This window comes from Micromonospora sp. AB353, assembly GCF_049538395.1.
Classification (GTDB): domain Bacteria; phylum Actinomycetota; class Actinomycetes; order Mycobacteriales; family Micromonosporaceae; genus Micromonospora; species Micromonospora aurantiaca.
In genome coordinates this window covers 24,387-49,952 of the sequence record NZ_JBMVFV010000030.1, presented here as the reverse complement: position 1 = coordinate 49,952, position 25,566 = coordinate 24,387, and the positions used below count along the sequence as shown (strand labels likewise).

23 protein-coding genes are annotated in these 25,566 nt (G+C 74.4%); 13 read left to right on the top strand and 10 right to left on the bottom strand.

What is annotated here, in order from left to right; translation table 11 throughout:
- The 6 genes from ACPCK6_RS15045 to ACPCK6_RS15020 are packed head-to-tail and all read left to right on the top strand — an operon-like array spanning window position 1 to window position 6,733.
- Window positions 1-834, top strand: a complete 834-nt coding sequence (locus tag ACPCK6_RS15045) for a glycosyltransferase (protein WP_514132354.1) — start codon at window positions 1-3, stop codon at window positions 832-834.
- Window positions 831-1,925, top strand: coding sequence for a glycosyltransferase family 4 protein (locus ACPCK6_RS15040; protein ID WP_423481404.1), 1,095 nt, complete (start codon window positions 831-833; stop codon window positions 1,923-1,925). Before ACPCK6_RS15045 ends, ACPCK6_RS15040 begins: the two co-directional genes overlap by 4 nt.
- Window positions 1,912-3,246 (top strand): hypothetical protein, encoded by a 1,335-nt coding sequence (locus ACPCK6_RS15035; RefSeq protein WP_423481403.1) that lies wholly within the window; start codon window positions 1,912-1,914, stop codon window positions 3,244-3,246. The genes ACPCK6_RS15040 and ACPCK6_RS15035 overlap by 14 nt, the downstream gene beginning before the upstream one ends.
- Window positions 3,243-4,160 carry a glycosyltransferase family 2 protein gene (locus ACPCK6_RS15030; protein ID WP_423481402.1) on the top strand — a complete coding sequence of 306 codons (918 nt, stop codon included), beginning with the start codon at window positions 3,243-3,245 and terminating at the stop codon, window positions 4,158-4,160. Before ACPCK6_RS15035 ends, ACPCK6_RS15030 begins: the two co-directional genes overlap by 4 nt.
- On the top strand, window positions 4,160-4,999 hold the full coding sequence (locus ACPCK6_RS15025) for a glycosyltransferase (protein WP_423481401.1): 840 nt from the start codon (window positions 4,160-4,162) through the stop codon (window positions 4,997-4,999). Before ACPCK6_RS15030 ends, ACPCK6_RS15025 begins: the two co-directional genes overlap by 1 nt.
- A 54-nt stretch (window positions 5,000-5,053) precedes the next feature.
- A complete protein-coding gene (locus tag ACPCK6_RS15020) occupies window positions 5,054-6,733 on the top strand; it encodes a glycosyltransferase family 39 protein (protein ID WP_423481400.1) in 1,680 nt (559 codons plus the stop codon).
- Window positions 6,734-6,737: 4 nt separating this feature from the next.
- Here the strand turns inward: ACPCK6_RS15020 and ACPCK6_RS15015 are convergent, their stop codons facing one another.
- Window positions 6,738-7,940, bottom strand: a complete 1,203-nt coding sequence (locus ACPCK6_RS15015; protein ID WP_396880127.1) for a hypothetical protein — start codon at window positions 7,938-7,940, stop codon at window positions 6,738-6,740.
- A gap of 114 nt (window positions 7,941-8,054) precedes the next feature.
- Here ACPCK6_RS15015 and ACPCK6_RS15010 point away from each other — a divergent pair, with 114 nt between their 5' ends.
- Genes ACPCK6_RS15010 through hutH form a run of 6 tightly spaced genes read left to right on the top strand, consistent with a single transcriptional unit; the run spans window position 8,055 to window position 15,856 of the window.
- Window positions 8,055-8,900, top strand: coding sequence for a MurR/RpiR family transcriptional regulator (locus ACPCK6_RS15010; RefSeq protein ID WP_423481399.1), 846 nt, complete (start codon window positions 8,055-8,057; stop codon window positions 8,898-8,900).
- A 12-nt stretch (window positions 8,901-8,912) separates the two neighbouring features.
- Window positions 8,913-10,562: a urocanate hydratase gene (gene hutU, locus ACPCK6_RS15005; RefSeq protein WP_396880125.1), complete on the top strand. Its 1,650-nt coding sequence runs from the start codon at window positions 8,913-8,915 to the stop codon at window positions 10,560-10,562.
- A gap of 11 nt (window positions 10,563-10,573) precedes the next feature.
- Window positions 10,574-11,794, top strand: a complete 1,221-nt coding sequence (locus ACPCK6_RS15000; protein ID WP_423481398.1) for an allantoate amidohydrolase — start codon at window positions 10,574-10,576, stop codon at window positions 11,792-11,794.
- Window positions 11,791-13,155, top strand: coding sequence for a formimidoylglutamate deiminase (locus tag ACPCK6_RS14995; protein ID WP_396880406.1), 1,365 nt, complete (start codon window positions 11,791-11,793; stop codon window positions 13,153-13,155). Before ACPCK6_RS15000 ends, ACPCK6_RS14995 begins: the two co-directional genes overlap by 4 nt.
- Window positions 13,155-14,321 carry an imidazolonepropionase gene (gene hutI / locus ACPCK6_RS14990; RefSeq protein WP_396880123.1) on the top strand — a complete coding sequence of 389 codons (1,167 nt, stop codon included), beginning with the start codon at window positions 13,155-13,157 and terminating at the stop codon, window positions 14,319-14,321. The genes ACPCK6_RS14995 and hutI overlap by 1 nt, the downstream gene beginning before the upstream one ends.
- A complete protein-coding gene (hutH, locus tag ACPCK6_RS14985) occupies window positions 14,318-15,856 on the top strand; it encodes a histidine ammonia-lyase (protein ID WP_423481397.1) in 1,539 nt (512 codons plus the stop codon). Before hutI ends, hutH begins: the two co-directional genes overlap by 4 nt.
- Window positions 15,857-15,923: 67 nt before the next feature.
- Here the strand turns inward: hutH and rdgB are convergent, their stop codons facing one another.
- The 9 genes from rdgB to ACPCK6_RS14940 form a co-directional block, all read right to left on the bottom strand.
- A complete protein-coding gene (gene rdgB, locus ACPCK6_RS14980; protein WP_262014865.1) occupies window positions 15,924-16,541 on the bottom strand; it encodes an RdgB/HAM1 family non-canonical purine NTP pyrophosphatase in 618 nt (205 codons plus the stop codon).
- Window positions 16,538-17,266 (bottom strand): ribonuclease PH, encoded by a 729-nt coding sequence (rph, locus tag ACPCK6_RS14975; RefSeq protein WP_366621684.1) that lies wholly within the window; start codon window positions 17,264-17,266, stop codon window positions 16,538-16,540. Before rph ends, rdgB begins: the two co-directional genes overlap by 4 nt.
- A gap of 71 nt (window positions 17,267-17,337) precedes the next feature.
- A complete protein-coding gene (locus tag ACPCK6_RS14970; protein WP_366621682.1) occupies window positions 17,338-18,084 on the bottom strand; it encodes an MBL fold metallo-hydrolase in 747 nt (248 codons plus the stop codon).
- A 225-nt stretch (window positions 18,085-18,309) separates the two neighbouring features.
- Complete coding sequence (locus ACPCK6_RS14965) at window positions 18,310-19,275, bottom strand: PLP-dependent cysteine synthase family protein (RefSeq protein WP_135243562.1); 966 nt, start codon at window positions 19,273-19,275, stop codon at window positions 18,310-18,312.
- Window positions 19,276-19,286: 11 nt separating this feature from the next.
- Complete coding sequence (locus ACPCK6_RS14960) at window positions 19,287-19,625, bottom strand: MoaD family protein (RefSeq protein WP_047892373.1); 339 nt, start codon at window positions 19,623-19,625, stop codon at window positions 19,287-19,289.
- 67 nt (window positions 19,626-19,692) lie between these two features.
- Complete coding sequence (locus ACPCK6_RS14955; protein ID WP_013284357.1) at window positions 19,693-20,181, bottom strand: M67 family metallopeptidase; 489 nt, start codon at window positions 20,179-20,181, stop codon at window positions 19,693-19,695.
- Window positions 20,182-20,236: 55 nt separating this feature from the next.
- Window positions 20,237-20,740, bottom strand: a complete 504-nt coding sequence (locus ACPCK6_RS14950) for a DUF2017 domain-containing protein (protein WP_318332608.1) — start codon at window positions 20,738-20,740, stop codon at window positions 20,237-20,239.
- The gene (gene clpS / locus ACPCK6_RS14945) at window positions 20,737-21,027 is read right to left on the bottom strand and encodes an ATP-dependent Clp protease adapter ClpS (protein WP_018786685.1); all 291 of its coding nucleotides are present in this window, start codon (window positions 21,025-21,027) and stop codon (window positions 20,737-20,739) included. The genes ACPCK6_RS14950 and clpS overlap by 4 nt, the downstream gene beginning before the upstream one ends.
- Window positions 21,028-21,142: 115 nt before the next feature.
- A complete protein-coding gene (locus ACPCK6_RS14940) occupies window positions 21,143-22,654 on the bottom strand; it encodes an amino acid adenylation domain-containing protein (protein WP_423481396.1) in 1,512 nt (503 codons plus the stop codon).
- Window positions 22,655-22,877: 223 nt separating this feature from the next.
- Between ACPCK6_RS14940 and ACPCK6_RS14935 the strand changes: the two genes are divergently transcribed.
- Entirely contained in the window at window positions 22,878-25,550 is a 2,673-nt protein-coding gene (locus ACPCK6_RS14935; RefSeq protein ID WP_396880121.1) for a LuxR C-terminal-related transcriptional regulator, read from the top strand.
- Window positions 25,551-25,566: the final 16 nt, after the last annotated feature.

Here is a 25,566-nt window from a genome sequence, read left to right as displayed (position 1 = left end):
GTGTTGACCTGGGAAGACTTCGAGCGCACCGACGGCTGCGTCCGCTCGCTGCCCGACGGTGTGGAAGCCGTCGTGGTGGACAACGGCAGCGCCGCCGAGATCAGCGACAGGCTGCGGGCGATGTGCGCCGAGACCGGCGCGCGGTACGTGCGTTCGGAGACGAACCTCGGCTACGCCAAGGGCATGAACCTCGGCGTCCGGCACAGCACCCGGTCCCGGGTGGTGCTGTCGAACAACGACATCCTCGTGCGGCCGGGCGCGATCGAGCGGCTGGCGGCCGAACTGGACGACCCGGCTGTGGGCGCGGCGTTCCCGAAGGTGCTCGACGCGACCGGCCGGGACCAGACCGCAGCCGGCCGGTTCCTCACCGTGGGCACCGGCGTCGCGCACGCCACCGGGCTCAGCCTGGTGTTCCCGAGGCTGCGGATCGTGGCGCCGCCGGAGCGGGGTGACTGGCTCTCCGGGCCGTTCGTGGCGATCCGGCGGGAGACGCTGGACCGGATCGGCGGCGTGGACGAGTCGTCGTTCTTCTACTCCGAGGACCTGCGGCTGTGCTGGGCGGTGCGCCGGCTCGGGCTGCGCCTGGCGTACCTGCCGGACGCCGTGGTCACCCACGAGGACGACGCGAGCGCCAAGCGCCGGTGGGCGGCCGAGGAGATCTCCCGCCGGCAGACCCGCGAGTTCATCCGGGCCAGCCGTGAGCTGGCCGGGTGGCGGGGCACTGTGGCCTGTTCCGCGTACACGCTGGGGGTGCTGGCCCGGGCGGCGGTGGGCGGCGGGGCGGCGCGGCGGGCGATCGCCCGCGGCGCCCTGGAAGGCATGGGCGTCCGATGAGGGTGCTGTTCGTCTGCACCACCGGCGGGTCGGGGCGGCGGCAGCTCGGCGGCGCCGAGCGCTTCCTGATCGAGATGCTGCCGGCACTCGCGGCCCGCGGCGTCGACGTGGTCGCCGCCACCCCGGACGACGAGGTCGCGGCGGCGTTGCGGGAGGCGGGCGTGCCGTGGCGTCCGCTGGGCGCGGCCAAGCGGGTGGACCTGGGGTACGTGCGCGGCATCCGCGCCCTCGTCGAGGAACTGCGGCCGGACGTGGTGAGCGCGCACCTGCTCTCCGCCGCGATGCACGCCCGCGCCGGCCTGGGCGTGCGGGGCCGCCGTACGCCGCTGGTGGTGACGCTGCACAACAGCCTCTGGCAGTACCGCGACACGGCGGAGACGCTGCGCGCGAAGGCCGCGGTGCAGGCGAACATCAGCACCGACCTGATGTTCCGGCGGCTGCGGCCGCACGCGACGGTCGCGGTCTCCGGCTTCGAGGCCCACGAGCTTCGGGTACGCGGGCGGATCCGCGACGTGCGGGTGATCCCGAACCCGCTGCCCGCCATCTGGCCGCAGGTGGCCGACACCGGCGGCCTCGCACCGGACGGCCCGGTGCGGGTGGGCTTCCTCGGCCGGCTGGAACGGGAGAAGGGCGCCGACCTGCTCGCCGACGTCGCCGCCGCGCTGCCGGACGTGGAGTTCCTGGTCGCCGGTGCGGGCAGCGTCGCCGTCGAGGAGCGGCCGAACCTGCACCTGGTCGGCCGGGTCGACGCCGCGCCGTTCCTGCAACGGCTGCACTGCCTGCTGGTGCCGTCCCGGGTGGAGGCGTTCGGGCGCAGCGCGCTGGAGGCAATGTCGCTCGGCGTACCGGTGGTGCACTCCGGCGCGGGCGGCCTGACCGAGGTGACAGCCGCCGGTGACGGCGTGCTCGCGTACCGGGCGGAGCTGACGCCGCAGGCGCTGGCCGCCGCCGTACGGACCGCCACCGACCCGGCCGCGTGGGACGAGCGGCGGCGCGAGCTGGCCCGGCAGTACGCGGACCGGCACTCGTTCGCCGGATGCGTGGACACCTGGCACGACCTGTACCGGACGGTCGCCCGTGACAGCCGCTGAGCGACGCCTCTGGTCGGTCGGGATCCCGTTCGCGCTCGGCGCGGCACTGCTGCTGGCCACGCTCGACGCCGGGATCGCCGTCGCGCTCGCGCTGGCGGCCGGCACGCTGTTCGCCGCGCGCCGGCGGATGTGGGCGCTCGCCGCCTGCGCCGCCGTCTGGACCGCCGCGCTGCTCGCCGTGCGGGTGCTGCCGGGCCCGTACGACTCGTGGGCCGGTCGCGGGGTGCTGCCGGTGCTCGCCGGTTACGTCACCGTCTTCCTGCTGGCCTGGGCGGTGGGCCGGCGGCTGATCGACAGGCGGGACGAGGACGGCGACCGGTCCCGACCGGCGCTGTCCTGGCCGTCCGACCGGCGCCTGCTGACGTACCTGTCCGTGCTGCTCGGCATCGCTGTGATGACCGCGGCGATCCGGTTCCGGGGAACGGTGCCGCCGCTGCTGGCCGACAACCCGGACGCCGCCCGGCAGGTGCTGCGCGAACAGTCGAACCTGGTCATCGGGCTGCTGTCCGAGGCGTGGACGCTCGGCATGGCCGTCTCGCTGCTGCGCGCGTTGTCCGCGCGCGGCCGGGCGCTGCCCGTCTACTACGCGCTCACCGCTGTCTTCACCGTCGGCGCGGCGCTCGGCGCGAGCAAGAACTCGGTGCTGGTGGGCATCGCGCCCGCGCTGATCGCGGCGCTGTCGGTCCGGCGTACCCGAGGGCGGGCCGCGTCGTTCCTGGCCGCGCGGACACCGGTGGTGCTGCTGATCGGCGCGGTGGCGCTCGGCGCGGCGGTGTTCCTCGGCGGGCAGCGCACCATGGCCGGCACCGGCGCGTTCGAAACCGAGTTCCGGGCCCGCTACGGCAGCAATGCGCTGACCAGCAGCGCCGGGTCGCTCGACCTGTCGCTGAGTTCGTCCACCGAGACGTTCGGGCGGGTGTGGTCGCAGCGGGAGCACCTGGAACCCCGGTACGGCACGTACTCGCTGACGTTCCTCGGCTCCCGGGTCGAGCCGATCGTCGGCAAGGCGGACCTGTACGGGCTGACGTCCCAGCTCAGCCAGCCGTACCTGATGAACACGGCGACGTTCGTGGCCATCCCACTGCTCGACTACGGTCCGCTGGGCGCGGTGTTCTTCCTGGCCGCGCTGGGGCTGGCGGTGGGCGCGACCGAGCGGTGGTTCGAGTTCTCCCGCGCGCCGGCCGGGCAACTGGCGCGGGCGTTCGTCGTCTACTTCGCGCTGTTCGGCGTCTACGAGCTGTATCCGCTGATCTATCCGACCTGGCTGAGCCTCGTGCCCGGCCTCTGGGTGCTGCACCGCCTGGGCAGGAGCACGGCATGACGTTCGACGGGCTCACCGTGGTCACCGTCCTCTACCGGTCCGCCGGCATGCTCGCCGAGACGTTGCCGACCTGGGTACGCAGCGCCGGTGACCTGCCGGTCCGGTTCGTCTTCGCGGACAACTGGCCCGCCGACGGGTGCGCCGAGGTGATCGCCGGGAACCTGCCGGCCGACCGGTACGCGTACCTGCCCGACGACTCGAACCCGGGTTTCGCGGCCGGCTGCAACCGGGGGGCGGCGACTGTCACCACGAGCCACCTGCTGCTGCTGAACCCGGACGTGTGGCTGCCGGACGACGCGCTGGCCCGGATCTGCGCCGCCGTCGCCGCCGACCCGGACGCCCCGCTCGCTGTCGGCCTCGCCATGCACGGCGGCGAGTACGTGGGCATCGACCTGAACCCGGTGTCGCTGTTCATCGACAGGCGGTCCACGGCGAGTCGTGCCCCGCTCGGCCCGTCCGGCGGGGCGGCGGTCTTCCCGGCCGCGCTGTACCGGCGCTTCGGCGGCTTCGACGAGCAGCTGTTCGCCTGGGGCGAGGACGCCGACCTGGCGTTCCGGCTCTACGCCTCCGGGCTGCGCACGCGCGGGCTGGACGTGGTGCTGCCGCACGCGGGCGGGCACAGCGTGGACGGCGACGACCGGTTGCAGGGGTTCCGGGCGTTCCTGCTGGCCCGCAACCGGCTGCTGGTCGCGTCCCGCACGTTCACCTGGCCGCTGCTGCTCGTGGCGGTGCCGGTGCTGGCGCTCGCGCACCTCGCGCTGGCCGCCCGGCGGGTCCGGCAGGGCCTGCTGCGCCCGTTCCTGCGCGGCGTCGGACGCGGGCTGGCCGAAGGGCCGGCGGCCCGCCGCCGCTGGACCGGGCAACGCTTCGGGTTCGCGTCGCTACTCGGCTACCTGACCGCTCGGAGGGCGTGATGACGGCACAGCCGTGGACCGTGGTGACAGTCACCTACCACTCGGCGGACACGCTGCGCCGCTGCTGGCGCGGGCCGAAGCCGTACGAGTGGCTGGTGGTCGACAACGCCTCGGCCGACGACTCGGCGGCGGTCGCCGAGGAGCTGGGCGCGCGGGTGATCCGGCTGCCGGAGAACGTCGGTTTCTCCCGCGCCAACAACGTCGCGTTGCGCCAGGCCACCGGCCGGTACGTGCTGTTCGCCAACCCGGACCTGGAGGTACGCCCGGACGGACTGGACGCGCTGGCCCGGCACCTGGACACGCACGGCGGACTGGTCGCGCCGCAACTGCTCGGCACCGACGGCACGCCGCAGGCAAACGGGCGCGGCTTCCCGTACGCGACGGCGAAACTCGGCAACCGGAAGGTGTGGCCGCTGTCCCGGCTGCACGCCGCGTACCGGCTGGTGGCCGCGCCCGACGAGACACGCCACGTGGCCTGGGTGATGGGTGCGGCGGTGGCCGGCCGAACCGCCGACGTCATCGAGCTGGGTGGGTGGAACGAGCGGTTCTTCCTCTACTACGAGGACCACGAGCTGGGGCTGCGCGCCTGGCGGCACGGGATGCCGGTGGCGGTGCTGGGTGACGTGCGGTGGACCCACCACTGGGCCCGCGCGACGAACTCGGTGCGCTGGTCCCACGCGCATACGCTGGAGCTGCGTAGCGCCCGGACGTTCTTCGGGCTGTACCCGGAGTTCCTGGTCGGCCTGCCGCGGCCCGCGCGCCGGCACCGCCGGGCCGCCGGCCTGGTCGGCACCGCGTTCTCGTCCACCGTGTCCGGTCCGGGCCCCCACGGGGAGTGATCGGAGCCGGTCGCGGGGCCGCTGACGTGAAAGACGTTTTGGTACCGTCTCGCCGTGTCCGTGACACGCCCGGCCTTCTCCCCCTCGATGGCGCCCGCGACACCGGCGCCGTCGTGGCCGGGCACGCCGGTGGCGTACGTCGCCGTCGCGTGGGCCCGGCTGAGCCGGTCCCCGTACTGGTCCGTCGCGGGCCTGCTGGTCGCGTTCGGTGCCGTACTGCGGATCCGGCAGTGGGCGTACGCGCGCAGCTTCTGGAGCGACGAGCTGTACGTGGCGCACAACATCCGGGAGCGCGGCTACCTGGACCTGTTGCGGCCGCTGGCGTTCAGCCAGTCCGCGCCGCCCGGCTGGCTGTGGCTGGAACGGTTCGCGTTCGCGCAGTTCGGCGACGGTGAGCGGGCGCTGCGGCTGGTGCCGCTGCTGTTCGGGCTGGCGCTGCTGCCGCTCGTGGCCTGGCTCGGCCGGCGGCTCCTGCCGCCGCTCGCCGCGCTGGCGGCGCTGCTGCTGGTCGCCGTCGCGCCGTTCCTGATCGGCTACTCCAACGAGCTGAAGCAGTACAGCGCCGAGGCGTTCGGCGTCACGCTCGTGGTCGGGCTGGCGCTGCTGCTCGTCCGGGACGGCGTCACCTGGGCCGGGTCGGCGGTGTTCTGGTCGGCCGCGGCGGTCATGGCGTTCGTCAGCACGTTGTCCATTCCGGTCACCGGTGCGCTCGGCGTGCTGCTGGCCGGGTACACGCTGTTCCGCCCGGACCGCCCCCGGGCGACCAGGTGGGGGGATCTGGGCCGGTTCCTCGCCCCGGCGCCGGCCTGGGCCGTGGTGGCGCTCGTGGTGTACGTGCTGTTCCTGGCGCCGGGGCTCGCCGATCCGCAGCTCGCCGCGTACTGGCGGGCGAAGTCGATCTACCCGGCGCACCCGCTCACCGACCTCGCCGCCACTGTGGAATGGCTCGCGGCGACGTACCGGAGTCTCGCCACGGTGCCGTTCGTGGCCTGGTCGGCGTGGGTCGTCGTACCGCTGCTGGTGCTGGGTACGGCCGCCGGGCTGCGCCGGCTCTCCACGGTGGCGGTGCTGGTGCTGCTCACGCCGCTGGCGGCCGGGCTGGCCGGTGCGGCCGTGTCGGTCTACCCGTTCAACGGCCGGCTGGCGCTCTACGCGGTGCCCGCCTGCCTGCTGCTCGCCGCGCTCGCCGTCGCGCCGCCGCCGATGCGGGCCGGCCTGCCCGCCCGGATCCGGTGGGTGGTCGGCGTGGTGCTGGTGCTCGCGCTCGCCGTTCCGCAACTGGCGACCGCCGTGGTCGCTACTGTGCATCCGGCGCGGGCCTTCGCCCAGGGCGGCGGCGCCAACGCTGTCGACTACCGGGGCGCGCTGGGCTACCTGGACGACAAGCGCCGCCCGGGTGACCTCGTGCTGGCCACCACCGTGTCGTGGAACGCCCAGGCCTGGTACGGCCCGGCGGCGGACGCCTACGTGGTGGCGGCCGGCCCCGGCGGCTGCCCCGGGCGGACGGTGTCCACGCTGCTGCCCGGACGGGCCCGGGTCTGGCTGTTCCAGGCCACCGACTGGGCCGACGGGGCGAACCGGGACGTCATCGTCCGGCTCGGCGGCAGCGGCGTGGCTGTCACCGAGCGGCAGTTCAGCGGGGCGCGCGTGGTCCGCTTCGACCTGGCCGCGGGCGTCACCAAGGGCAGCGACGTCTGCCTGGTGCCGCCGCCGAACGGCGCCGCCGTCCGTTAGCCGCCTAGCTGTGCCGCTGCCAGAGGTCGCGCAGCGCGTCCCAGTTTCCGCCGAGACCGGCGCCGCAGGGCGTCTCCATGTAGATCGCGCTGGTGTTGTCGTCGCGGCCCCACCAGATGCCGCAGACCGGGCGGCCGTCCTGGCCGTTGCCGGCGTACTCGACGTAGCTGCCCTGCGCCCCGCTGACGCCGCCGGTGGCCGGACCGGCCTCCCGCATGCCCGGCGCGAGCGCCCGTCCGATGATGCCCATCTGCTGGCGGAAGGCGCGCGCCGCCTCCTTCTTCTCGGCCGACTCGTACTCGGCGAAGTGCAGCGACACGCCCAGGTAGCGGCAGAAGACGTGCTGCTTCTCGCCGGCGGCCAGCCCGGGCCCGCTCTTCTCGGTGTTGATCGCGCAGCCGCCCACGCCGTCGAGCCACGGCTCGGCGATCGGCATGAGCGTGGCGTCGAACTTCGCCTTGTTCAGCGACTGCTGGGTGGCCTCGTAGAGCGCCGGGGAGGCGCTGGCAGTCGGAGTGGACGGTTCGCCGCCGTCGGCGAGCGACCGCCCCGCCAGCAGACCGGCGCCACCGGCCAGCACCGCCGCCATGACCACGCCACCGATCCACAGGCCGGTACGGCTCTTGGGCGGGCGGGCGACCGGGGCGATCCGGGGACCGCCGGTCGGCACGAGCGGATCCGGGGCGGTGGCCTGGGCCGGGATCGCCGGCACCGGCATGCCCGGCGACACCGGCATGCCGGGAGACACGGGCGCGCCGGACGAGACAGGCGCGCCGGAGACCGGCTGCTGCGGCGTCATCGCCCACGGCTGCGGGCTCCACGGCAACTGCGGCGGCGACGAGACCTGCTGCGGTGGCGCGGACACCGGCGGGGGCGGCGGGAGCATCTCGCCGGTGGCGGTGCGCTGGTAGTCCATGCCCAGGCTGCGGAACAGCCGCTCGGCCGCGCCGTCCTCGTCGGACGGATACGCCACCCAGGGCTGACCGGCGGCGAAGTCGGAGTTCACGTACCGGTGGCCGCCGGGCGTCTGGGCCAGCACGTTCGCCGCGTTCGTGAACGCCTCGCGCCAGCGCTGGTCACCGGCGGCGGCGCCGTCCAGGACCGCCACGGTGAGCGCGCGGTCCTGCCCGTCGAGCGCGGCCCAGGCCCTGCCGACCTGGCACTCGCCCAGCACCTCGGTGAACCTGTACGGACCTTCCGGCTGCATGCCCCACTCCTCTGCTCACCCGCCGTGCGGATAGTACAGAGAGCACGCTCACCGGATCTCCCTGCGGTCGGGCCACCCTTGCGCTCTGAAAGTTTTCATGCATAGAGTCGCGGGGTGAATGAAAGCAGTGCGGCCGCCCCCGACCGCCTGCTCGACCTCTTCCACGGCGTACGGCTCACCCCGACCCAGCGCCGCATCGCCCACTGCCTGGTACGGCACGCGGGCGCGGCGGCGTACCTGTCCGCCGCCGAGGTGGCCGAGCTGGCAGGTGTCAGCCAGCCGTCGGTGACCCGGTTCGCCATGGCGCTCGGGCACGACGGCTACCCCGCGCTGCGCCGCCGCCTGCGGGAACTGACTGTCACCGGGTCGGCCGAACCGGCCGCCGGCAACGCCCTGCAACGGGCGGTGCACGCCGAGCGGGACAATCTCGACCGGCTCGCCGCGCAGCTCGCCGACGCCGGCCGGGTCGCCGAGGTGGGGAAACTGCTCGCGGCCAGCCGTCCGCTGCCGGTGCTCGGGCTGCGCGCCGCCGCGCCGCTCGCCGCGTACTTCGCGTACTTCGCCGCGAAGGTGCACCCCGACGTGCGGGTGCTCGACGACGGCGGCAGCATGCTCGTCGACCGCCTGGACCAGGCGGCAGCGGCCGGCGCGACGGCGATGCTCGCGTTCGTGCTGCCCCGCTACCCCCGGGAGACCCTGGACGCGCTGCGCGAGGCCCGGGACGCCGGGCTGACCGTCGTGGCGATCACCGACTCGCCGGTGAGCCCGGCCACCGAGCACGCCGAGGTGGTGCTGCCCGCCGCCGTCGGCGCCGACCTGGTCTTCGACCTGCACACCGCCCCGATGACGCTGGCCATGGTGGTGCTCCAGGCGATCTGCGACGCCGCACCGGCCGAGACCCAGAACCGGCTCGAGGCATTCGAGTCGTCCGCCGCCCGCCGCCAGTTGTTCCTCGGCTGAGAGGAGTACGAGATGCACCAGCCCGTCCGCGCCGCCCGCGGCACCGCACGCACCGCGAAGGGGTGGCCGCAGGAGGCCGCCCTGCGGATGCTGATGAACAATCTCGACCCGGAGGTGGCCGAGCGCCCCGAGGACCTGGTGGTCTACGGGGGTACCGGCAAGGCGGCCCGGGACTGGCCGTCGTACCACGCGCTCGTACGCACGCTGACCGAGCTGCGCGACGACGAGACGATGCTCGTGCAGTCCGGCCGCCCGGTCGGGGTGATGCGCACCCACGAGTGGGCGCCGCGCGTACTGCTGGCCAACTCCAACCTGGTCGGTGACTGGGCCACCTGGCCGGAGTTCCGCCGCCTGGAGGCGCTGGGCCTGACCATGTACGGGCAGATGACCGCCGGTTCCTGGATCTACATCGGCACCCAGGGCATCCTCCAGGGCACGTACGAGACGTTCGCCGCGGTGGCCGAGAAGCGGTTCGACGGCACGCTCGCCGGCACGCTGACGCTCACCGCCGGGTGCGGCGGCATGGGCGGCGCGCAGCCGCTCGCGGTCACCATGAACGGCGGCGTCTGCCTGATCGTGGACGTGGACCGGACCCGGCTGGAGCGGCGGGCGCACGACCGCTACCTCGACGAGATCGCCGACTCGCTCGACGACGCGGTCGAGCGGGCGCTCGCCGCGAAGCGGGACCGGCGGGCCCTGAGCGTCGGGATGGTCGGCAACGCCGCCACCGTCTTCCCCGAGCTGCTGCGCCGGGGCGTGGCCATCGACATCGTCACCGACCAGACCAGCGCGCACGACCCGCTGTCGTACGTGCCGGAGGGCGTGGACCTCGGCGACGCGCGGGACTACGCGGCGGCCAAGCCGGCCGAGTTCACCGACCGGGCGCGGGCGTCGATGGCGAAGCACGTGGAGGCGATGGTCGGCTTCCTGGACGCGGGCGCCGAGGTCTTCGACTACGGCAACTCGATCCGGGGCGAGGCCAAGCTCGGCGGGTACGAGCGGGCGTTCGACTTCCCCGGGTTCGTGCCCGCGTACATCAGGCCGTTGTTCTGCGAGGGCAAGGGCCCGTTCCGCTGGGCCGCGCTCTCCGGCGACCCGAAGGACATCGCGGCCACCGACCGGGCCATCCTCGACCTGTTCCCGGAGAACGAGTCCCTGGCGCGGTGGATCCGGATGGCCGGCGAGCGGGTCGCGTTCCAGGGCCTGCCGGCGCGGATCTGCTGGCTCGGCTACGGCGAGCGCGACCGGGCCGGGGTGCGGTTCAACGAGATGGTCGCCTCGGGTGAGCTGAGCGCGCCCGTGGTGATCGGCCGGGACCACCTGGACTGCGGCAGCGTGGCGAGCCCGTACCGGGAGACCGAGGCGATGGCCGACGGCTCCGACGCGATCGCCGACTGGCCGCTGCTGAACGCGCTCGTCAACACCGCCAGCGGCGCGTCCTGGGTGTCGATCCACCACGGCGGCGGCGTCGGCATCGGCCGGTCCATCCACGCCGGCCAGGTCTGCGTGGCCGACGGCAGCGCCCTCGCGGGGCAGAAGATCGAGCGGGTGCTGACCAACGACCCGGCGATGGGCGTCATCCGGCACGTCGACGCCGGCTACGACGACGCCCGCGCGGTAGCGGAGCGCACCGGTGTCCGCGTCCCGATGGCCGAAGCGTAAGGAAGGGCCCCTTGTTAACGCATTCTGCATGTGAAGGGCCCCTTCCTAACCGGTTCCGCGCGTTGTGGGACGAGATCGCCGACGTCGGGCGGGACGCCGGCAGCGGCGGCTACCTGCGGTACGCGCTGACCGAGCCGGAGCTGCGGCTGCGCGCGTGGTTCCGGGAACAGGCCGACCGGCGGGGGATGCCGGTGTCCGAGGACGGCAACGGCAACCTGTTCGCCTGGTGGGGCGACCCGGCCGCCGGCGACGCGGTGCTGACCGGCAGCCACTTCGACTCGGTGCCGCACGGCGGCGCGTACGACGGTCCGCTCGGCATCGTCAGCGCGTTCCTCGCCGTGGACGAGCTGCGGGCCGCGGGCCGCACCCCGGACCGGCCGGTGGTGGTGGCCGCGTTCGTGGAGGAGGAGGGCGCGCGGTTCGGCGTACCCTGCCTGGGGTCTCGGCTGCTCACCGGCGAGATCGACGTCGACCGCGCGGCCGGGCTGCGCGACCAGGCCGGGACGACCTTCGCCGAGGCGCTCGGCGAGCGGCCGGCGGGCGCCGACCCGACGCTGCTCGGCCGCTTCGCGGCCTTCGTGGAGCTGCACGTCGAGCAGGGCCGCGCGCTGGTCGACCTGGACGCGCCGGTCGCGGTGGCCTCCGCGATCTGGCCGCACGGCCGGTGGCGGTTCGACTTCACCGGCGAGGGCAACCACGCGGGTACGACCCGGATGGCCGACCGCCGCGACCCGATGCTCACCTACGCGTTCACCGTGCTCGCGGCGAACAAGGAGGCCCGGCTGCGCGACGCGCACGCGACAGTGGGCCGGGTGTCGGTCGAGCCGAACGCCACGAACGCGATCCCGTCCCGGGTCACCGGCTGGCTCGACGCGCGGGCGGCCGAGGCGGAGACGCTGTACGGTCTGGTCGAGGCGGTACGCACCAAGGCCGCCGACCGGGCCGGCCGCGACGGCACCGCGCTGACCTGCACGCAGGAGTCGGCGACCCCGCTCGTCGCGTTCGACCGGGGGCTGGCCGACCGGCTGGCCGCGCTGCTCGGCGCGCCGGTGCTACCCACCGGTGCCGGGCACGACGCGGGTGTGCTGGCGGCGCACCTGCCCACCGCGATGCTGTTCGTGCGCAACCCGACCGGGGTGTCGCACTCCCCCGCCGAGGCGGCCACCGACGCCGACTGCGCCGCCGGGGTGACCGCCCTGGCCCGGGTGCTGGAGGAGCTGGCATGCCGCTGACCCGCTGGCTGGCCGAGTACGCCTGGCTGCCCGACCGCGCCGAACCCACCCGGGACGTGCTGATCGAGGCGACCGACGGGCGGCTCACCGCTGTCACCCCGCTGACCGTGGACGGTCCGCCGACCGCCGGGGTGGAGGTGCTCGGCGACGCGGTCCGGCTGCCCGGCCTGACGGTGCCCGGTCTCGCCAACGCCCACTCGCACGCGTTCCACCGGGCGCTGCGCGGGCGCACCCACGACGGGCGCGGCGACTTCTGGTCCTGGCGCAGCCTGATGTACGCCGTCGCGATCCGGCTCGACCCCGACTCCTACCTGGCGCTGGCCCGCGCCGTGTACGCGGAGATGGCGCTGTCCGGGATCACCTGCGTGGGCGAGTTCCACTACCTGCACCACGGTCCCGGCGGCACCCCGTACGACGACCCGAACGCCATGTCCGCCGCGCTCGTGGAGGCCGCCGCGCACGCCGGGATCCGGCTCACGCTCCTGGACACCGCGTACCTGGCCGGGGGCGTGGACGGCACACCGCTGGCCGGGCCGCAGCGCCGCTTCGGTGACGGCGACGCGCTGCGCTGGGCGGCGCGGGTGGACGCGTTCCGCCCGGCCGACGATCACGTCCGGCTCGGCGCGGCCATCCACTCGGTGCGCGCGGTCCCGGCCGATCAGCTCGCCACAGTGGCCGGCTGGGCCGACCGCAACGGGCTGCCGCTGCACGTGCACCTGTCCGAGCAGCCGGCCGAGAACGACGCCTGCCGTGCCGTGCACGGTTGCACGCCGACGCGGCTGCTGGCCGACCACGGCGTGCTCGGCCCGCACACCACAGCCGTGCACGCCACCCACCCGACCGCCGCCGACGTGGCGCTGCTCGGCGACAGCCGTACCCGGGTCTGCGTCTGCCCCACCACCGAACGTGACCTGGCCGACGGGGTCGGCCCGGTGCGCCGGATGGCCGACGCGGGCAGCCCGCTGAGCCTGGGCAGCGACAGCCACGCGGTGGTGGACCTGTTCGAGGAGGCCCGCGCGCTGGAGATGGACGAGCGGCTGCGTACCCGGCGGCGGGGCCACTTCACGCCGGCCGAGCTGGTCGGCGCCGCCACCGTCGGCGGGCACGCCGCGCTGGGCTGGGGCGACGCCGGCCGGCTCGCCGTCGGGCAGCGGGCGGACCTGGTCACGGTACGGCTGGACAGCCCCCGGACCGCCGGGGTACCGCCGGTCGGCGCGTTCTTCGCGGCCACCGCCGCCGACGTGGCGAGCGTCGTGGTGGACGGCCGGCCGGTGGTGGACGGCGGCCGGCACCTGACCGTGGACGTACCCACCGAGCTGCGGGACGCGATCGCGGCGGTGACCGCGAAGGAGGACTCGTGATGCGCGGCAGCCTGCTCGTCGACCACATCGGCGAGCTGGTCACGAACGACGGCCGCGACGGCGACCCGCTGGGCATCCGGCGCGACGCCGCCCTGCTGATCGAGGACGGCGAGGTGGCCTGGACCGGTCCGGCCCGGCACGCGCCCGCCGCCGACCGGCGGATCGACGCCGGTGGCGCGGCGGTGCTGCCCGGCTTCGTGGACAGCCACGCCCACCTGGTCTTCGCCGGAGACCGGGCCGCCGAGTTCGCCGCCCGGATGGCCGGTGAGCCCTACACCGGCGGCGGCATCAGGACCACTGTGGGCGCCACCCGCGCCGCCTCCGACGACGACCTGCGCGCCACTGTGGGCCGGCTGCGCGCCGAGATGCTGCGGCAGGGCACCACCACCGTCGAGATCAAGAGCGGGTACGGCCTCACCGTCGCCGACGAGGCCCGCTCGCTGCGGATCGCCGCCGAGTTCACCGAGGACACCACGTTCCTCGGCGCGCACGTCGTCCCCGCCGAGTACGCCGACCGCGCGGACGACTACGTGGGCCTGGTCTGCGGGCCGATGCTCGCCGCCGCCGCGCCGTACGCCCGCTGGATCGACGTGTTCTGCGAGCGGGGCGCGTTCGACGCGGACCACGCCCGGGCGATCCTCGCCTGCGGGCAGGCCGCCGGTCTGGGCGTACGGCTGCACGCCAACCAGCTCGGCCCCGGGCCGGGCGTACGGCTCGGCGTGGAGCTGGGCGCGGCGAGCGTCGACCACTGCACCCACCTGACCGACGCCGACGTCGACGCGCTGGCCGGCTCGGAGACGGTCGCCACGCTGCTGCCGGGCGCCGAGTTCTCCACCCGGTCGCCGTACCCGGACGCCCGGCGGCTGCTCGACGCGGGCGTGACTGTCGCGCTCGCCACCGACTGCAACCCCGGTTCGTCGTACACGTCGTCGATGCCGTTCTGCGTCGCACTCGCCGTACGCGAGATGCGGATGACCCCGGCGGAGGCGGTGTGGGCCGCGACCGCCGGCGGGGCGGCGGCGCTGCGCCGCACCGACGTGGGGCGGCTGACGCCCGGGGCGCGGGCTGACCTGATCGTCCTCGACGCCCCCTCCCACCTGCACCTGGCCTACCGGCCGGGGGTACCACTGATCCGCCAGGTTCTGCACAACGGAGTGCCGCGATGACCACAGTGACCATCCTGTCCACCGGGGTCACCCCCGCCGACGTGCTCGCGGTGGCCCGCGGCACCGCCAAGGTCGTGCTCGATCCGGCCGCCACCGAGGCGATGGCGACCTCGCGGTCCATCGTGGACGGCATCGAGGCGGCCGGCCGCCCGGTGTACGGCGTCTCCACCGGCTTCGGCGCCCTCGCCAACACGTTCGTCGCCCCGGAGCGGCGGGCCGAGCTTCAGCACGCGCTGATCCGCTCGCACGCCGCCGGGGTGGGCGCGCCGATGCCGCGCGAGGTGGTACGCGCCATGATGCTGCTGCGGGTCCGCTCGCTGGCGCTCGGCCGTTCCGGGGTCCGCCCGCTGGTCGCCGAGGCGCTCGTGGACCTGCTCAACCACGAGGTCACCCCGTGGGTGCCCGAGCACGGCTCGCTCGGCGCGTCAGGCGACCTGGCGCCGCTGGCGCACTGCGCGCTGGTGCTGCTCGGTGAGGGCTGGGTGCTCGGCCCGGCCGGTGACCGCATCCCGGCCGCCGAGGCGCTGCGCCGGGTCGGGCTCAAACCGGTGTCGCTCGCCGCCAAGGAGGGGCTGGCGCTCATCAACGGCACCGACGGCATGCTCGGCATGCTGCTGCTCGCCGTCTCCGACGCCCGGCACCTGTTCGCCATGGCGGACGTGACGGCGGCGCTCGCCATCGAGGCGATGCTCGGCTCGGAGCGGCCGTTCCTGCCCGAGCTGCACGCGATCCGCCCGCACCCCGGGCAGGCCGCCTCGGCGGCGAACATCCATCGGCTGTTGCAGGGCTCGGCGGTGATGGACTCGCACCGCGACGACCTGGCGCACGCGGTGCAGGACGCGTACTCGATGCGCTGCGCCCCGCAGGTCGCCGGCGCGGCGCGGGACACGCTCGACTTCGTCGAGGTGGTGGCCGGCCGGGAGCTGCTGTCGGTGGTGGACAACCCGGTGGTGCTGCCGGACGGGCGGGTCGAGTCGACAGGCAACTTCCACGGCGCACCGCTCGGCTTCGCCGCGGACTACCTGGCGATCGCCGCCGCCGAGGTGGGCGCCATCGCCGAGCGGCGGGTGGACCGGCTGCTGGACGTGACCCGTTCCCGGGAGCTGCCCGCGTTCCTGTCCCCCGACGCCGGGGTGAACTCCGGGCTGATGATCGCCCAGTACACCGCCGCCGGGATCGTCGCGGAGAACCGCCGGCTCGCCGCGCCCGCCTCGATCGACTCGCTGCCGACCAGCGGCATGCAGGAGGACCACGTCTCGATGGGCTGGGCGGCCACCAAGAAGCTGCGCACCGTGCTGGACAACCTGACCAGCCTGCTCGCGGTGGAGCTGCTGGCGGCCGTACGCGGGCTCCAGCTCCGCGCGCCGCTGACCCCGTCGCCGGCCGGGCGGGCGGCGCTCGACGTGCTCGGCCGCACCATCGGCGAGCCGGGACCGGACGTGTTCCTCGCGCCGCTGATGGAGGCCGCGCGGGACGTGGTACGCGGCCCGGAGCTGCGCGCGGCGATCGAGCGGGAGACCGGCCCGCTCGGCTGAGCGGGCCGGGCCGGCGTCCGGTCGGGCGTCCAGCCGGTGCGCCGGCCGGGCGCCCGACGGGAGCGGCTCAGGCGGCCGGCGGGAGCACCTTCGCGACCAGCTTGGCCAGCTCCCGCAGCGCCTTGCCACGGTGGCTGACCGCGTCCTTCTCCTCGGGCGTCAGCTCCGCGTTCGTCCGTTCCTGCCCGTCACCGAGGAAGATCGGGTCATAGCCGAACCCGCCGTCGCCGCGCGGCGCGCGCAGCAGCCGGCCGGACTGGCGGCCGTCGACAAGGTGCTCCTTGCCGCCGGGCAGCACCAGCGCGACGGTACACACGAACGCCGCACCCCGGTGCTCGTCCGGCACGTCGCCGACCTGGTCCAGCACGAGCTGGAGGTTGGCGTGGTCGTCGCCGTGCCGGCCGGACCAGCGGGCGCTGAACACACCCGGCATGCCGTTCAGGGCGTCCACCGCCAGCCCGGAGTCGTCGGCGATGGTCGGCAGGCCGGTACGCCGGCAGCCCTCCCGCGCCTTGATCAGCGCGTTCTCGCCGAACGTGAGGCCGGTCTCCGGGAGCTCCGGGTACTCCTCGACGTCGTCGAGCCCGAGCAGGGCGATCCGGTGCGCGCCGAGCGCGCCGTCCAGGATCCGCTGGAGTTCGACCAGCTTCTTCCGGTTCCGGGTGGCGAGCAGGACCTTGTTCATGACGAGAGCGCCTTCCGCTGCGCGTCGGCCAGTTCCAGACAGCCCGCCACGCCCAGGTCGAGCAGCGCGTCGAGCTGGTCGCGGGCGAAGACGCCCGCCTCACCGGTGCCCTGCACCTCGACGAAGTCGCCGGTGCCGGTGCAGACCACGTTCATGTCGACCTCGGCGGTGACGTCCTCGGCGTAGCAGAGGTCGAGCATCGCCTCGCCGCCGATCACCCCGACGCTCACCGCGGCCACCGAGCGGTGCATCACCTTCTCCACCTTGCCGGCCAGCGCCTTGCGGTCGGCCAGCCACGTCACCGCGTCGTGCAGCGCGACGTACGCGCCGGTGATCGCGGCGGTACGGGTGCCGCCGTCGGCCTGGAGCACGTCGCAGTCCAGCACGATCGAGTTCTCGCCGAGCGCCTTCAGGTCGACGCAGGCGCGCAGGCTGCGGCCGATCAGCCGGGAGATCTCGTGCGTGCGCCCGCCGACCTTGCCGCGGACGCTCTCCCGGTCCGAGCGGGTGTTCGTGGCCCGGGGCAGCATCGCGTACTCGGCGGTCACCCAACCCAGCCCGGAGCCCTTGCGCCAGCGGGGCACACCCTCGGTGACGCTCGCCGTGCAGAGGACCCGGGTCGCGCCGAACTCGACGAGCACCGAGCCCTCCGGGTGAGTGCTCCAGCCCCGGGTCAGGGTCACCGGTCGGAGTTGGTCGGGCCGCCGCCCGTCAGGTCGCGCCATGCCTGCACCCTATGCGGTGCGGTGATCGCAACGCCCGCGGGTGCCCGCCGACGACAGGGCCGCCGCCGGGCTCAGACCTCGTAGCAGGCGCCGGGCCGGACCACGTCCAGCGGCCCGGCGTACGCCCCGGCCGCCGCCTCCACCGTCTGCGACTCGCTGCCCCACGCGGGTACGAGATGGGTGAGCAGGAGCCGCCCCACGCCCGCCTTGGTGGCCGCCTCGCCGGCCTCCCGGCCGGTCAGGTGCAGGTCCGGCGGGTTCTCCACGCCGTCCATGTAGCTCGCCTCGCAGAGGAACACGTCGGCGTCCTGGGCCAGGCGCAGCAGCGCCTCGCAGGGCGCGGTGTCGGCGGAGTAGCAGAACACCCGGCCGCCGTGCTCCAGCCGCACCCCGTACGTCTCCACCGGGTGGTTCATCCGATCGACGGTGACGGTGAACGGGCCGATCGGGAACGTGCCCGGCTGGAGGCCGTAGAACTGGTAGACGTCCTCCACCGAGCCCTCCTCCTGCCCGTACGCGGCGGCCAGCCGGTCGGGCGCGCCGGAGGGGGCGTACATCGGCATGGGCGGGTACGGGCCGTCCGGCGCGTACCGGCGTACCACCACGTAGGACACGGCGTCGAACATGTGGTCGCAGTGCAGGTGGGTGAGGAGGATGGCGTCGGGGGCGTGCAGCCCGACGTAGCGCTGGAGCGTGGACAGCGAGCCCACACCGAAGTCGATCAGGAGCCGGAAGCCCTCGGCTTCCATGAGATAGGCCGAACAGGGGGATTCGGGGCCCGGGAAGCTGCCCGCGCAGCCGAGGACGGTCAATCTCATCCGGTGGCCTCGATCTCACCATGAGTAGTCGATGCGCCGGCGGCGACACCGCCGATGATCTCTACCGACGCGCTCGCCACGCTGCGCAGCCTACGCGTCGCCCCGGTCGGGCAAGAATCATCTGCCGGAAGTTGTCATCAACGTGACACCCATACACGTCTGCTCCGGACGAGACCGGCGGTCCGGCCGGCGGGCATGCCACCGACCGGACCGGCCATCGGTCCGTCAGGCCCAGAGCTGGCCCTCCAGGGCCTCCTCCGCGTCGGCGAGGGTGCCGCCGTACGCGCCGGTCGAGAGGTACTTCCAGCCGCCGTCGCAGACCACGAACGCCACGTCCGCGCCGCGGCCGTCGCGGACCGCCTCGTGCGCCACCGCGAGCGCGGCGTGCAGGATGGCACCGGTGGAGAATCCGGCGAAGATGCCCTCCACCTCGACGAGCTGCCGGGTACGCAGCACCGCGTCCCGGGTGCCCACGGAGAACCGGCGGGACAGCACCCCGGCGTCGTACAGCTCGGGCACGTAGCCCTCGTCGATGTTGCGCAGACCGTAGACCAGCTCGCCGTAGCGCGGCTCGGCCGCCACGATCTGGATGCCCTCGACCTTCTCCCGCAGGTAGCGCCCGGTGCCCATGAGCGTGCCGGTGGTGCCCAGACCGGCCACGAAGTGGGTGATGCCCGGCAGGTCCTGGAGCAGCTCCGGCCCGGTCGTCTCGTAGTGCGCCCGGGCGTTCGCCTCGTTGCCGTACTGGTAGAGCATCACCCAGTCCGGGTGCTCGGCGGAGATCTGCTTCGCGGTCGCGACCGCCTGGTTCGAGCCGCCCGCGGCAGGCGAGAAGATGATCTCCGCGCCGTACATGCGGAGCAGCTGCACCCGCTCGGTGGAGACGTTCTCCGGCATCACGCAGACCAGCCGGTAGCCGCGCAGCTTCGCCACCATCGCCAGCGAGATGCCGGTGTTGCCGCTCGTCGGCTCCAGGATCGTGTCACCCGGACGCAGCCGGCCCGACTCCTCGGCCGCGCGCACCATGAACAGGGCCGCGCGGTCCTTGATGCTGCCGGTCGGGTTCCGGTCCTCCAGCTTGGCCCAGAGCCGCACCGGCGGCGCCCCGGCCGGGACCGTCGGCGAGAGCCGGGGCAACCCGACCAGCGGCGTGCCGCCGCAGGCGTCGAGGAGACTGTCGTACCGCGCCATCGCGGGCCCCCTCAGCGGGCGGCGCGCGTGGAGACCGCGTGCGAGGCGATCGCCGCGGCGGCCGCGAAGCCGAACGCGCCACCGGCCACGGCCGGCAGGATGGTCACGCTGTCGCCGTCGTTGAGCTTGGCGTCGAGCGCGCCGAGGAAGCGGACGTCCTCGTCGTTGACGTAGACGTTGACGAACCGGTGCAGCGCGCCCGCGTCGGTGACCAGGCGGGCCTTCAGGCCGCCGTGCCGGGAGTCCAGGTCGGCGATCAGGTCGGCGAGCGTGTCGCCGCTGCCCTCGACGACCTTCGCGCCGCCGGTGTAGCTGCGCAGGATGGTGGGGATGCGAACCTCGATGGCCATGGTGTCTCGTGCTCCTCGTTCGGGATCGTGCCAGGTGACGGGAAAAGGAAGGTGCCGGCGCTGAAGGTCAGCGGTCGGAACACTCGTAGTCGACCGTCGCCGGGCTCTGCCCGAACATGTAGGACTGGACGGCGTTCGGGTCCACGGCGGCGTCCACGATCTCCACCGGTTCCTCGGTGACCACGCCGTCGACGATCCGGAAGGAGCGGATCTCCTCGGTGTCGGGCTCGCGGGTCGAGACGAGCAGGTAGTGCGCGCCCGGCTCGCCGGCGAAGGAGACGTCCGTACGCGACGGGTAGGCCTCCGTCGCGGTGTGCGAGTGGTAGATGACGACCGGTTCCTCGTCGCGGTCGTCCATCTCGCGCCACACCCGCAACTGCTCCATCGAGTCGAACTCGTAGAACGTCATGGAGCGGGCGGCGTTGTCCATCGGGATGTGCCGGGTCGGGGTGTCGCTGCCGACGGGGCCGGCGACCACGCCGCACGCCTCGTCCGGGTGGTCCCGACGCGCGTGGGCGACGATCGCGTCGATGATCGACCGGTCGATGCTCAGCACGCCGCCAAGCCTAGCCCCTGGCCCGGCCGGGCGGCGAGGTGGCGACCGTCACCACTCAGTCGATGAGCGCGTTGAGCAGGGATTCCTGGAGATATCCGAGATAGGCGTAGACCGACAGTTGGAACACCCGGGACGAACCCGGGTCGGCGGCGACCGCGTCGTCGAGCTCCTCACCCAGGTCGGTGCCGTCCTTGATCTCCAGGCGTACGCCCATCGCCAGCCGGGCGTCGTTCAGTGCCCGCAGCCACGCCTCGGCGGCCTCCGCGTCCAGCCGCACCTCGCCACCGGTGTCCCCGTCGGGCAGCGCGGCGAGCACGGCGCCCGCCTGGTCGATCTTGCCGGTCTTCAGGTCGCCCTCGGTGTAGCGGCGGAACTCGGCGGTGCCGGCGTCGTCGTCCGGGTAGACGTCGGGGAACAGCCGCCCGACCACCGGGTCACCGTGGTCGAAGCCGTCGGTCAGCAGGCCGACCACCTCGCCTGCGACCTTGCGCAGGACCCGGACCTCGTCGACCGCGAACGTGGCCACGTAGTGGTCGCCCCGGCGGCGGAACATGCTCATGACCTGTCCACCGTCGCCCAGAGCCCGTACGCGTGCAGCTGCGCCGCGTCGTGCTCCATCCGCTCCCGGGCGCCGCTGGAGACCACGGCCTTGCCCTTGTGGTGCACGTCCAGCATGAGCCGCTCCGCCTTCTCCCGGCTGTACCCGAAGAGCTTCTGGAACACCCAGGTCACGTACGTCATCAGGTTGACCGGATCGTCCCAGACGATGGTCACCCATGGCCGGTCGGAGACCGGCACCTCTTCGGTGTCCGGCGTCTCGACCGGCGCAACCTGTGGAGCCGCCATGCCCCCCATCGTGCCACCGGATCCGGGGAACCGATGAACCGGAACGGCGCGGCAGTCGTCGTCACCCGCCCGGGCCGCGTACGCGAGCCCGGGTCGCGGTGTGCCCGCGGCGTGGTCAGGCAAGCAGGATGCCGTGGTCGACCGCATCGGCGAGCACCCCGCCGAGCGAGAGACGGATCACCTCGAAGCGGCGGGACACCTCGCGGGACAGTTCGAGCTCGACCTCGCGCAGCGCGCGCTGGGCCCAGGAACGGGCGGCGTTCGGGTCGTTGTTGCCCGGTGCCCGCCAGTGCTGCCAGCAGCCTCCGTTGAGGGCGACGCCGACCGGCGGGAGCACCTCGTCCCGCTGCGCGCCGGGCAGCCCGGCCAGCGCGTCCAGGGCACCCGCGCCGGTCAGGCCGGCGACCCCGGCCGTGCTCGTGACCAGGAGCACCCGGTCCAGCTCGGGGGCGTCCGGGTTGTCGGTCAGGCCCCAGCGCACCGCATGGACGATCCGCCGGCGTACGCCCTCGGCCAGCGGCGCGCCGAAGACCCGGGCGGCGGCCTCGTCGACCAGGCCCCGCACCGCCTCGTCGCACTGGGCGGTGGCGAGCAGCGACAGCGCCTCCAGCTCCCGGTCGAGCATCTGCGGCAGGCCGGCGCAGCCGACCCCGAAGACGATCTCCTGCACCACCCGCAGGTGGATGTTCGCCAGCTCCAGGGCGAGGTGCTGACGGATCCGGCGGGCGCAGGCGCGGGCCTGGCGGTCGATCCCGTCGGCCAGCTCACCCGGCTCGACACCGGCGAGCACCGGCACCCGGCCGTGCCCGCCGACCGGCACCGGCGGGTGGGCGCTGCCGCGCCGCAGCACCTCGCCGGCGGCCCAGTTCACCAGCGCGCGGCGCAGGTTCGGCAGCTCGGCGCGGCGGGCCGGGAACCACCGGGCCGGGGCGAGCGCCGGCACGGCGGCCAGCAGCGCGGCGCGGTGCGCCTCGATGGAGACCGAGACCGGGTCGAGCGGGCGGGCGGACCCGGCCCGGCCGGACGCCGTCCGGTCCGGGGCCCGCGCGCCGTCGCCCGGCGCCGGGCCGGTCACGCCGGGCGTGACGGCGAAGAACACCTCGACCCGGGTACGCGCCACCTCGGCCAGCAGGTGCAGCTCGGCCGCGCTGAACGCCTGCTCGGCGGAGATCACGAAGAGCAGCGCGCCGGCCCGGCCGACGGCGTCGCGCAGCACCCGGCCGCCGGCCACGCCGAGCGTGCCGGTATCAGGCGTGTCAACCACCGCGAAGTGCCGCAGCAGCGGATCGGACAGGCTCAGCTCGACCCGGCGGGGCGGCCGGGCCAGCGCCGGGCCGGCCGCGAGCGGGTCGGCGCCGTAGGAGTGCGGCTGGCGGTAGCCCGGGACGTACGCGGCGCGGGTGGCGGTGGCGGCGTGCTGGACCAGCAGGTTGCTCCCCGGCGGCACGGCGAGCGTCGCGGCCTCGATCCCGAGCAGGCCGGCGATCAGCTCGCGCCGGTTCGCGCCGGCCGGACCGGCGACGACCACCGCCATCGGCTCGTCGGGACCGGGCGCTGTCACACCGAGCCGGGTCGGCAGCGGGGCGCTTCCGGAGGGGGGCTCGGCCTGACGGCTCGGGTCGGGCACGTCGACCGATGGGAGCGGACCCGGTGTCATCAGGTGGGCCTCCCGGTCGGGCGACCGGGGTGCCGGTCGCGGATCTTCCCTGGTTACGGGGACTGCCGGAAGAGTAAGGGTGTCGGCCATCCGACAGCCAACAACTCCGGTACTCACGGGTAATGAACAGATTACTCAACTTCACTGCGTGACGATACGTACGCGGACGGAACACGGTCGATATGCTGCATCGATGAGTAGGTGGGAGTTCGTCGGCCGTACTGATGAACTCAACCGTCTGTTGTCGGCGGTCGGCGGCCCCGAGGGGCGCGGGTTGCTCTTCAGCGGCGACGCCGGGGTCGGCAAGAGCCGGCTGTTGCGCGAGGGGGTGGCCGCGCTCTCCCCCGAGCGGTACGCGATCTGGTCCATCGCGGCCAGCGCCACCACCGCCGCGCTGCCGTTCGGCGGGCTGGTCCAGGTGCTGCCCGCCTCGCAGCCGCAGGGCCTGTCCCCCGCCGGGATCCTGCGCTGGGCCCTGGACGTGCTCCAGGAACAGGCAGCCGGCCGGCCCATCGTGCTCGCCATCGACGACGCGCATCTGCTCGACCCGCCCTCGGCGGCGCTCGTGCACCTGGTCGCCCGCTCGGAGAACGCGTACGTCGTCGGGACGCTGCGCAACGGCGAACAGGTTCCGCTGCCGATCCGCGCACTCTGGACCGACGACCTGGCCGACCTGGTCGAACTGGGCCCGCTGTGCCGCACCGAGACCTCCGGGCTGCTCGCCGCCATCCTGGGCGGCCCGGTCGACGCCGGCTCCTCGGACCGGCTGTTCCAGCTCTCCGCCGGCAACCCGCTGCTGCTGCGGGAACTGGTGCTCGCCGCCGACGACGCGCTGGACCGCAGGTACGGGCTCTGGACCTGGACCGGCCGGCTGGAGCTGGCGCCCAACCTCACCGAGCTGATCGACACCCGGATCGGCCAGCTCACCCCCGGCGTCCGGGCGGTCGTCGAGCTTGTCGCCTTCGGCGAGCCGCTGGGCCTGCAACTGCTGGAACGGGCGGTCGACCCGGCGGACGTGGAGACGGCCGAGGAACGCGGGCTCATCACGCTGGTCCACGACGACCGGCGGCTCAACGTCCGGCTGGCGCACCCGCTCTACGGCGAGGTGATGCGCCGGCACTGCCCGGTCAGCCGCACCCGCCGGCTCCAGGCCACCCTGGCCGGGCTGCTGGAACAGGTCGGCAAGCGCCGCCGGGAGGACCTGCTGCGCGTCGCGGTGTGGCGGCTCGACTCGGGGACGGCACAGGACGTGGCCCTGCTGCTCGAAGCGGCGGTGCAGGCGTTCGGCAGGTACGACGTGCCGCTGGCCACCCGGCTGGCCCGCGCCGCGCTGGAGGCCGGCGGCGGCACCGACGCGGCCGAACTGCTCGCCACCATCCTCATGTTCGGCGACCGGCCGGACGAGGCGATCGGAGTGCTCGACCAGGTCGCCGGCGAGATCCACGACGACCGGCGGCGCAGCCGGTGGCTGACCGTCCGGGGCATGGTCAGCTACTGGGGGCTCAACCGCGAGTCCACCGTGGAGGAGATCGCCGCGCGTGGCGACGAGCTGAGCGACCCCGCCGACCGGGCCCGGGTACGCGCGTTCGAGGCCATCATGCGGCTGCACCGCCTCGACGTCGACGTCGCGGTCCGGCTGGCCCAGGAGGTGCTGGACCGGCCCGCCGCCCCGATGGCGGCCCGGGAGCTGGCCCGCTGCACGCTCGCCCACCTCCAGGCCGCGCAGGGGCAATACCAGCGCAGCGCCACAGCGATCGCCCGGGTGCAGGCCGAGGCGGCGTGCTGGCGGGCCGACATGCCCTACCTCCAGCTCGCCATGGAGCTGGCCCGGGGCACCCGGCTGGCGCTCTCCGGCGACCTGCCCGGCATCGACGCGATAGTCGCCGACGAGTTCGCCGACCTGGCCGGGGCCGGTGACTTCCGGCTCGGCACCGGCTACCTGGCCATCCTGCAGGCGCACGCGGCACGGCTGCGCGGGCGCGGCGACGAGGCGCTGCGGACCAGCCTGGAGGCGTGCGCGGTGCTCGCCACCAGCCGGGTGTACGCGGGCCTCGCGCACGCCGAGCGCGCCCAGGCCGCCGCGCTGCGCGGGGACGTGACGCACGCGGCCGACGCGATGGCCGAGGCGGACCGGACGCACGCGCCCGGCATGGCCGTGCTCTACCCGTGGCTGGAACAGGCCCGGGGCGCGGTCCAGGCCGCCACGGGTGACGTGCCGGCGGCCACCAAGCACCTGTGCGCGCTGGCCGACCGGCTGCGCGAGGACGGCCTGGCCGGGCACGAGCTGCTCGTCCTGCTCGACCTGGTCCGGCTGGACCAGGCCGCCGCGCCGGTCGGGCCGACCTGCACCGACGGTGGCCGGCGCACCGTGGCGCAACGCCTGGCCGAACTCTCCGAGCAGGTCGACGGCGTCCTGCCGCCGCTCGTCGCCCGGTTCGGCCGGGCCGCTGTCGACGGCTCGCCGGACGCACTGCTCGCGGTCGCCGACGCCTTCGCCGACCGGGAGCTGATCGTGTACGCGGCCGAGGCGACCGCCCTGGCCCTGCACCGGACGCGACACGTCCGGGCCGGCGCCACCGGGCCGATCCGGGAACGTCTCGCGGATCTGCTGCGCCGCTGCGACGAGATCTCCACCCCGGCGCTGCGGCTGCTGCGCCCGGCGCTCAGCGAGCGGGAGTGGGAGGTCGCCCGGCTGGCCGCGGACGGCGTGACCAGCCGCGCCATCGCCGAGCGGCTGTTCCTGTCGACACGCACCGTGGAGAACCATCTCCAGCGCGTCTACAGCAAACTCGGCGTCGCCGGGCGCGGCGAGTTGCGGGCCGCCCTGCGGTCGATGCCGGGCCACGACGGCGCGGATCCGGACTGAACTCTAGGCTGGGGCG